Annotated in this window: 1 protein-coding gene; it reads left to right on the top strand. The window is 64.5% G+C overall.

Annotated elements, in window-relative coordinates:
* Positions 1-894, top strand: an 894-nt coding sequence (gene fliD / locus OR16_RS36145; protein WP_006163972.1) for a flagellar filament capping protein FliD, incomplete at both ends; no start/stop codon positions are given.

Here is an 894-nt window from a genome sequence, read left to right as displayed (position 1 = left end):
GGCACCAACAACACGCTGACCGGCATCCGCGACGCGATCAATGCGTCCAACTCGGGCGTGACCGCCAGCATCGTCAACGATGGCGGCAGCACGCCGTACCGCATGGTGCTGACATCCAACACCACAGGCGCCAAGTCCAGCATGCGCGTCTCCGTGGACAGCAATGGCGCCGGCGACCCCAGCACCATTGCCGGCTTGCTGGCGTATGACCCGGCCGGCACCAAGGCGATGAAGCAGAACATCGAGGCCCTCGATGCCAAGCTGACCATCAACGGCATCGATGTGAGCAGCCCGACCAACTCGGTACAAGGCGCCGCGCCGGGCCTGACGCTGAACCTGCTGAGCAAAGGCGACAGCACGGTGACCGCCGTCACCGACACCGGGACGATGGCTGCCGCCGTACAGAGCTTTGTCACGGCCTACAACACGCTGCAGAGCACCGCCGCGAAGCTGTCCGCCTTCGACAAGAACAACAAGGGCACGCAGTCGCCGCTGCTGGGCGACGCTACGCTGCGCACGATCCAGAACCAGTTGCGATCCGTGTTCAACACGCCGCAGACCGGCACCAGCGACGCCAGGCTGGTCAACCTGACCCAGATCGGTATCTCGTTCAAGGCAGACGGCTCCATGGGGCTCGACACTGCCAAGCTGAACAAGGCGCTCGCCACCAACCGGACCGGCGTGGCGCAGCTGTTCAGCGGTGCCGACGGCAAGTCCGGCTATGGCAATCAACTGACGGAGATTGTGAAATCGTTCAGCGCTACAAGGGGCGCGCTGACGACGGCCACCGAAGGCCTCAACACCAACCTGAAGGAACTCGACAGCGCCTACACCCGCACCTCCGCGGGGATCGACGCCACGATGTCGCGCTATCGCGCGCACGTTCCAGCAGTC

The organism is Cupriavidus basilensis OR16 (assembly GCF_000243095.1).
Classification (GTDB): Bacteria; Pseudomonadota; Gammaproteobacteria; order Burkholderiales; family Burkholderiaceae; genus Cupriavidus; species Cupriavidus basilensis_D.
Note: the sequence above shows the minus strand (reverse complement) of the source record. Positions and strands in the feature narration are given on the sequence as shown.